Annotated in this window: 10 protein-coding genes and 1 pseudogene; 3 read left to right on the top strand and 8 right to left on the bottom strand. The window is 57.8% G+C overall.

Annotation, left to right across the window (positions count from 1 at the left end; all coding sequences use genetic code 11):
• The 6 genes and pseudogenes from H146_RS21040 to H146_RS20095 form a co-directional block, all read right to left on the bottom strand.
• The coding region (locus H146_RS21040; protein ID WP_156826895.1) for a helix-turn-helix domain-containing protein at positions 1–356 on the bottom strand (356 nt) is incomplete at its 3' end.
• Positions 290–670: a JAB domain-containing protein gene (locus tag H146_RS19865; RefSeq protein ID WP_019953212.1), complete on the bottom strand. Its 381-nt coding sequence runs from the start codon at positions 668–670 to the stop codon at positions 290–292. The genes H146_RS21040 and H146_RS19865, both read right to left, overlap by 67 nt.
• Positions 671–681: 11 nt before the next feature.
• On the bottom strand, positions 682–1,293 hold the full coding sequence (locus tag H146_RS0117695) for a lambda exonuclease family protein (RefSeq protein ID WP_019953211.1): 612 nt from the start codon (positions 1,291–1,293) through the stop codon (positions 682–684).
• A 60-nt stretch (positions 1,294–1,353) separates the two neighbouring features.
• Complete coding sequence (locus H146_RS0117690; protein ID WP_019953210.1) at positions 1,354–2,091, bottom strand: ERF family protein; 738 nt, start codon at positions 2,089–2,091, stop codon at positions 1,354–1,356.
• An 11-nt stretch (positions 2,092–2,102) separates the two neighbouring features.
• A complete protein-coding gene (locus H146_RS22560; RefSeq protein WP_169433503.1) occupies positions 2,103–2,276 on the bottom strand; it encodes a hypothetical protein in 174 nt (57 codons plus the stop codon).
• Between the two features lie 102 nt (positions 2,277–2,378).
• Positions 2,379–3,345: pseudogene (locus H146_RS20095) on the bottom strand (DUF932 domain-containing protein).
• Between the two features lie 126 nt (positions 3,346–3,471).
• Here H146_RS20095 and H146_RS21615 point away from each other — a divergent pair.
• The 3 genes from H146_RS21615 to H146_RS20430 all read left to right on the top strand — a co-directional run bounded on the left by H146_RS21615 (position 3,472) and on the right by H146_RS20430 (position 5,539).
• Complete coding sequence (locus H146_RS21615; protein WP_019953209.1) at positions 3,472–3,675, top strand: hypothetical protein; 204 nt, start codon at positions 3,472–3,474, stop codon at positions 3,673–3,675.
• A 718-nt stretch (positions 3,676–4,393) separates the two neighbouring features.
• Entirely contained in the window at positions 4,394–5,227 is an 834-nt protein-coding gene (locus H146_RS20090; RefSeq protein ID WP_019953208.1) for a YagK/YfjJ domain-containing protein, read from the top strand.
• Positions 5,228–5,329: 102 nt separating this feature from the next.
• Complete coding sequence (locus tag H146_RS20430) at positions 5,330–5,539, top strand: hypothetical protein (RefSeq protein ID WP_019953207.1); 210 nt, start codon at positions 5,330–5,332, stop codon at positions 5,537–5,539.
• Between the two features lie 411 nt (positions 5,540–5,950).
• Here H146_RS20430 and H146_RS0117665 read toward each other — a convergent pair whose 3' ends face one another.
• Together H146_RS0117665 and H146_RS21980 are read right to left on the bottom strand one after the other, a co-directional pair.
• The gene (locus tag H146_RS0117665) at positions 5,951–6,988 is read right to left on the bottom strand and encodes a hypothetical protein (protein ID WP_019953206.1); all 1,038 of its coding nucleotides are present in this window, start codon (positions 6,986–6,988) and stop codon (positions 5,951–5,953) included.
• Between the two features lie 78 nt (positions 6,989–7,066).
• Positions 7,067–7,299 (bottom strand): hypothetical protein (locus H146_RS21980; RefSeq protein ID WP_033195863.1); only part of this gene is annotated, 233 nt, incomplete at its 5' end.

Raw genomic sequence — 7,299 nt, 5'->3', positions numbered from 1 at the left:
ATCGTTTCTCGGCAGACGTAGGCGTCTCGAAGATCAGGGATATTCATATGCTTGAGCTTGCCGCTGATCTGTTCGGGAGACAAGCGCTGACGCAGCATGTGCTGAATCAAGGCGAATCGAGGGCTGCCTGGAAGCAGTTTGCGCATGGGCCGACAACCGTCTCGACGGTCATGACGGTGCTGTTGCGCATGTGACGCGAGATACCGTCCATCGGACGACCCATTGCGCCGTATCTCTCGACTGGTCGTCGCCGGAGACCGTTCAAGCAGAGCCGCTACCTTCCTGATGCTCAAGCCTTGTGCGAGGCTGACCTGGATAGTGGCACGTTCTTCGGTGCAGAGTTCAGAATATGACATAGGGTCAACACCTTACCGGTTTGATCAGGTGTTGCATTCAGAATTTGCGGCCGAGATGCGCGGAACAGCTCCTCGAAGCGGATCACACGGTGCTGGCTGTCGAGGAACAGGGCGCTGAAGACCTCGTGCTCGTAATCCTGCAGCAGCACCTGCAGATACTCGAAAGCAAGCGCTGGCTGGGTGATCTTGCGGCCTCTGGCCAGGCGACGACGCGCAAAAGCCCTGGCTATGCTCAATAACTCTGCTTCGGTTACCGTGTCGGTGATGCGATAGGTGCCGGCAGTCTCGCCGGCACTCAGCTTGCGGTGGTTCATGGCGAATCTCCTTACGCTGCCATCACCAGCGCTATGCGGCGCTCCAGCTCCTCATGGAACGCCTCGACGCGCTCGGCGATGTTGCGGATCAGCCGCTCGTCCCGGTAGGCACGCTTCACGAACAGCGGCATACCCGGCCAGTAGCTGACGAAGTCGATCCACTTCCGCTCGCTGACCCACAGCCCGCCTTGGCACTGCGCTACATGCTCCTGGGGCAGCTCGTCGGCCAGCAGCAGCTCGATCTGGTATTTGGGTAGTTTGGTTTTGATCTCGACCAGGCCATTGCTGTCGACCAGGCAATCCGGCGAATAGCCCACCCCGTGGTTGAGGATGATGCCGACCTGCTCTAGGCGAGGCAGGTCAGCGGCCTCGTGATAGAGCTCCCGGGCCACCGGCTCAAACTCATGCCCGCGCTGGGTGTGAGCGTTGCCCTGGAAGGCCTCGGACGGCTCGCCAGTGATGCGCTCGCCGATCAGCTGGTGCATGTAGCTCATCGCACCGGCACCGAAGCCTCCTGGCCCCTTGCCCTTGACCAGTAGAGTCTTCAGCTCGGACATGGTGACGATGCCTAGGCGGGCGGCATGCCACTCGGGCGTGCCCTGTCCAAGAGTCAGGATCTGCATGATGTTCTCCTTTTCGATGACAAGGCAAAGACCAGCGAGGGGAGGCCCCTCGCCGGCCGGTCAGTGATGTTGGTGGTTAGGCTGCGCTCGCTTCTGCAGGGAGGCACGCAATCTGTCGAAGTCGCCACGTGGCACCTGCTCGGCGTCGCCGTACTTTCCGACGAACCATTCCTGAGTCGCCGGGGGGCAGGCGGCGATCAGCTGCCGAATATGCCCAGCCTGGAAGGGAGTGACCAGCTTGACCGGGGCAGCGGCGTGACCGTTGTCGTCCTGGCCGCGGGTGGTGATGTTGAGCAAGGCGCAGAGCACGTACCGCTTGCCGTAGCTGGTAGAGGAGCCGAAGGCCTGGACGGCATTCTTGCTGCCGCTGGTATCGGCCGGCAGTAGCATGCTGGTCTCTTCCCGGTGGCCGTCCTGGTGCATCAGCACGCCGGTGACCTGGATGCCGCGTTCCTGGGTCTGAATGCGGAAGCTCACCGCGAAGCCGTGTTTCTTCATGATCGGGCGCACGGTATCGACGATGTCCTCTAGGGTGGCGTAGTGACCGTTGTTGGTCTTGCCACGCTCGGCGATGCTCGGCAGCTCGGTCTGCATGGCCGCCATGGCGGCGCTATAGGCCATCAGCGCCTGGCGGTCGAGCACCCGCTCCTGCATTTGCAGCAAGCGCTCCATCTTGTCGATATCGACCTCGGGGTTGAGAGCGGCCCGCTCGATCACCTGGATGATCGCGGTGCTGTCCTGGGTTGCTTGAGCGATCGGTGTCTGGTCAGCGGTCTTGGGATGAATCGGGGTTGCCATGATGGCCTCCGTTATCGATAGCGTTGGATGACGTCAGGGAGCTCCTCGGTCGGAATCGGCTCCAGGGACACGGCCACGCGATAGACCTGGCCCTTGGCCAGCACGTGGGTCTCGGTCGCGTGTTCGCCAGCCTCCAGCAGCTGACGGGTCAGCTGGGTCAGGGCATGGCAAATCTCGAATGTCATGGGTGATTGCATCGATACCTCCAGAAACTAAAACGCCCGGCTTTGAAAGCCGGGCGCTATGTCGTGATGAGGGAAAGACAGGGGGAAAACGCAGGACGTCGTTCAGGCCACCAGCGCAAGGGCAGACTCCAGCGCCTTGTCCTTGAGACTGGCCCCCTGCCCAAACCAGGCGGAGTCCATGCGGTAGTCGTTGCTGCGGGCGCGTTTCTCGTGATCCACGTACTCGGTGACCGCATTGAGCAGCCCCCCAGGCGGTGCCTTGCGCCGTGCACAACTGGGAGCCGCGCCCCTCGCCCTGATAGAGCTTCTGGACACGATTGAGGGCGCGAACGTTGGGCAACTTGGAGGGGTCTTCCAGCGGCGCCTCGGCGTTACAGATCACCGACTGGAAGTAGGTCCTCGCTTCCTCCTGGCTGACCTTCCGCTCGGCCAGGGTCTTCAGGCAGTACATGAAGTCGTCCCACTGGGACACGGAGATCCCCAACTGCTGCTTGACCAGCTGAGGGCGGAACTCGGTGCTGTGGGGCACCTTCACGCCCTGCGAAGTACCGTCCAAAGCGATGGTCAGGGTGTTGTTGCAGACCACACGCACGGAGGTCGGGGTAGCGACGGTGGCCAGGGAGCCGTCGCAGGAGGTGGCCAGCAGCAGGTAGTCGTTGACCTGGTCCTGGCCCTTCAAGGCCCCGCCCAGGTCGCTGCGGGCCAGTGCCCAGAACTTTCGACCACCCTTGAGCACGCCGGCCGTCTCGAGCTCATAACCCGCGTATTCCGTGAGGTCCCGGTAGAACTCCAGGACCTCCTCCAGTTGCACCACCTTGTAACGCTGGGAGACCACCGACAGCGGGGCCTTGGTATCGGAGCGATAGAGCTTCTGCTCCGGAAAGGAGTGGATGCTGCCTAGGTGGCCCGCACCGTCGGTGATGAAGCGCACCGAGGATTCATCGATATACCAGTCCATGCCGGCCTGTTGCCGCCAGACCTCCAGCGGCTGGTGACTGGATAGCTGCTGGCCCAGGCCATGCCAGGGGGTATCGCTGACGTAGGCCATTTGTTCGATCAGGTGTGCCATGGGTAGTGCTCCTTGGTGTGTCGAGATCACGGCATAGCAGCCCGCCACCTAAGGGCAGCGGGCTATGCTCGTGAGGATTGAGAGAAAGGGATGAGAACGAGGTCAGTCAGGTACGGGACGGAAGGTGTGGCCGCAATCGCGGCACTGATGGTTGTCGAACACCTTGTCGTCAAGCTGTGCCCCGAGACGTGCGCCGGTGACGCCGCCAGCGGCACAGCCAACCAGGCCGCCAATAACGGCTCCGGTGAGACTGCCAACAGTGATACCGACAGGGCCGGCCATCGCCCCCACGAAAGCACCTGTCTTGGCACCACTGAGCGCCCCTGCTGATCCTGATGTTGTACCGGCAGCAGCACCGGCAGCGCCGCCCATCTTGCGCCCAACGTTGCGGGTTATGAGGTGATGCGAGCCGCAGCTCGGACAATGGATCGACATGCGTTTACCTCCTGAGTCGTGGTGTGAACGTTCATCGAAGCTATCGCCTGACAGCTTCATGGAGGTAATACAGGGCTGAGATTTTTTTGAATCGAATCGGTAGGTGGGCAGCTAGCATCCCAATGGCGAGCCCTGTCTTCGACACTAACTTTTTCAATCACTTACGGCCCCGCATCCCATCGTATACCGACCGTAAGGACTCACTTCACCCCGTAGTCCCTACCTGAGCCACCCAAGCTAATTTGGCTTTGTATGTTATTAGTTATAACCAGTAGTTTTAATAGGGGTAACCAATAGACTCAGAGAGACCAATGGGCTCACGTAGTAAGAGCCCACAAGGCAGAACAGTAGAGAGAGGCGAAAGACTGGGAGGGACGATCCCCCAAAGGATCGCACCGACCTCCCTGACAGAGAGAAAGACACCGGAGAGAGTATCGAGGGAGTGACGGCGAAGCCGAATCACGACACGTCCTCAGGTAGGCAATCTGTGGTAACGATGGGCAGGCCTCCTTTCTAGTGGCCTGACCCGTTTCCCGGTGGTGACGTAAATTTCTACAGGCCTCGGCGATGGTACGAGCAGAACGCTCCACGACCATCAAGAGAGGCCTTCCCCATGCACCATGAAGTTTACGACGACACCCTGAACGAAACCGACATGCTGACCATTTGCCAAGGCATGGACAGTACCGTGTTGGAAACCACCGCCCTGGGCCAGGAGATCGCTACGCTGTCCCACCACCTGTGGCGACAGGACTTGATCGAGGTGGATCGCCAGCTTAAGGCATTGGCGACGACAGAGGCCTTGCTGGACAGCCAGCGGATGATCCTGCCGGATGGCTACGGTAGCGATATCGTGGTGCTGGCCCCGGATGCCTTGCTGGACACGCTGACCACGCTCTATACGGTGCTGGTGACGATGTTCCAGGAGACCGATATCGGTCAGCACTACCGGCCGAGCCCCTACGCTCTGCGTTTTCTGTGGGCGTTTGCGAGCAGCGCGTACCTGCGCGAGGCGGGATTTCATCAGCCCCCCACCATGAGTCGGCAGGTAGCAGAGCAGACCGTGATGGAGCTCAACCAACGCCTGACGGCTTGGTATCAATGCCTGAAGCAGCCGGACTTTACCTACGAGTGCAGTCGGAATCGCCGCAATAGCCGCAACAACTACCAGCGTCTCCGGGATTTGATGGATGCCTTGTTCGCTCGCCATAGCCGCCTGACGGTACTGAGAGTGGATCTAAGTTATAGCGAGCATGATGGCCCCTACGTCGACTACGAGACAGCACGCTACCATCGTAAGCAGCTGTGTCAGGCATTCCACACGAACCCGCTCTTCAAGCACTTTCTCGGCTATGCCTGGAAGTTGGAGTGGAAGCCCAAGAAAGGCTTCCATTATCACTTCGTGTTCTTCTTCGATGGCCACCAGGTGCAGGAAGACATTACCTAGGCCCGGCGTATCGGCGAGCTGTGGGCGCGCTCGATCACCGGAGGACAAGGGCATTACTTCAACTGCAATCGCAATGCTGAGAACGTCTATCACTACAACGCCTTGGGGCGCATCGACTATCACGACTTTGAGAAGCAGCGCGGGCTGGATTACATCGCCCGCTACCTGACCAAGGTCGACGAATACGCCGCCATGCTGGTGACAGGCCGTACCTTCCAGGCCAGTCCCATACCCAATGTACCTGAAGGACCTCGCCCTGGACGTCCACGTCAGCACCTCGCCGCCTGGTGTTACGACGAAATCAGTTTCTGACCGCTCCCCTGTCTCTCTATGTCATGTTACGTCCCGGCGGATGCCCAAGGCCTCCGGGGCAACGCTGCTTCAGCGGTGGATAGAGACGTATCGCCAGGAGGACATATAAAAATTCCCACCTCGACTCCCCTCCCAGGAGTGCGTTACCACGGCGACCATCTCAGTACCAGTAGCGCAGTGAGCTCACTCTGCTGCTGGTTCACCAATCACGGGAGATGATCACCATGGCAAAAGGTAAGACACCCATGACCCAGGCAGCTGCCTCACGTATCCAGAGCAGTACGGCGAAAACGAGTGGCGGCAATGTGTCAAAGGGTAGCTTTGCTGCTCGAGCTACCAGAGCGGCGGCCCACAACACTGGTGGCAATCGCGGTAAGCAGTAGGTGTAGGGTCCAGTGCTATGGCCCAAGTTCACCGCTGGTGAACCTGGGCTTTGGCATGTGCCCAGTACTCCGGGTATCGCGAGAATCTTTCCATGAACCATTCAAGATTCAGGTGCTCTTCCAGAGCTGGGGCTTCGTTTACTAGCTGATCCAATTGAATTTGTTCCTGTTCGATCCACTTGGTCCAGGTGGTGGCCACTCGTGTCATTATGAATGGAAAGAATGCACCATAGTGATTACCTGTAAGAGATTCCAGAAAATCGGTCAGTTGATCGTTTTTAGGGACAGTTCCATGTCTCCATTCCTTTAGCCTACGTAGTCGCGTATTATCGGCAGCATTCTGGATATCTTGCTGGTCCGCATGACCAGTGACCCTTGTCCTCTCGGCACTAGGGCAGGGTAGATGTTTCGCCATGGAGTGGTACGATAGAGGGCGCTCCGGTGATGAGAAGGCATCCCGCCAGAATTCATAAAGCCGATACGTCGGAGTTGTTAATCTTCCATTTTCGAGCAGTGGTATTAGCTTTCCCATGCCACCATGATTTAAAAGAGTGTCTTCGAGAGTCGCGGGTAGCTCAAGCGATTCTCGCAGTGACAACATGTCAGACATGAAGCTAGCCAACAGCTGATGGTAGAAATCCATTCGAAGACTAAATAAGCATTTGAGAACATCTGTCTTCATCTTGAGCGTTCTGTGCTGCCTAGGCCGACTGGCATCGATCATGGCAGTGCTATAGCTTTGGATCTCTTGTGAGTTGAGCAAGGTGTGGTGTCGGAACGCTTCGTAGATAGCCTTGTGCATTCGAGAAATTTTCTTTTCAGGTGATACCTCCATTTTTCTGACCTGGTGACATGTCAGAATCAGTCGCCTTTCTGCTTTAGCGCGCCCCTCCAGAAAAGAGAATGTGAGGGGAAGTTTTATTTTCTGTATCGGCTGATGTTTGTTGATGCTCTCGAGAAGCACTTGGCTGAACATCAGCCACTTGGTGCCGTTGGTATCTTTGACGACCGCTTCTTGCGGAGTAATACGATTGAGCAGCTCTGCTAAGTCATTTTGTTCTATCATTTTCTGGAGGTTGCTCTCGATCTTCTCGGCAATGCGAGGAGAAACTCCATCCTGATAGGCTTTCCTTAGTCGCCCCTGCTAAACCCCGATTTTTTCCGGGGAGTCGAATTCGGCTCTCCTTATACTGGCCAATGAGCACAAAAAATTGAAGATCATTGACCGGACATAACGCCAAAATAGACCTGAAAAGCGGAAAAAGTAACAGACAAAAAGAAGCTCCCTGAGCTTCTTCATGACTTTCCTCAAATTCATGCCGACACCACACAGCAGCGCATGAATCCGATCGCCCTTGCGCCCTTTCAGATAACAGC

This window comes from Kushneria aurantia DSM 21353, from assembly GCF_000382245.1.
GTDB lineage: Bacteria > Pseudomonadota > Gammaproteobacteria > Pseudomonadales > Halomonadaceae > Kushneria > Kushneria aurantia.
The sequence above is the reverse complement of the archived record's forward strand: the minus strand, read 5'-3'. Positions and strand labels throughout refer to the sequence as shown.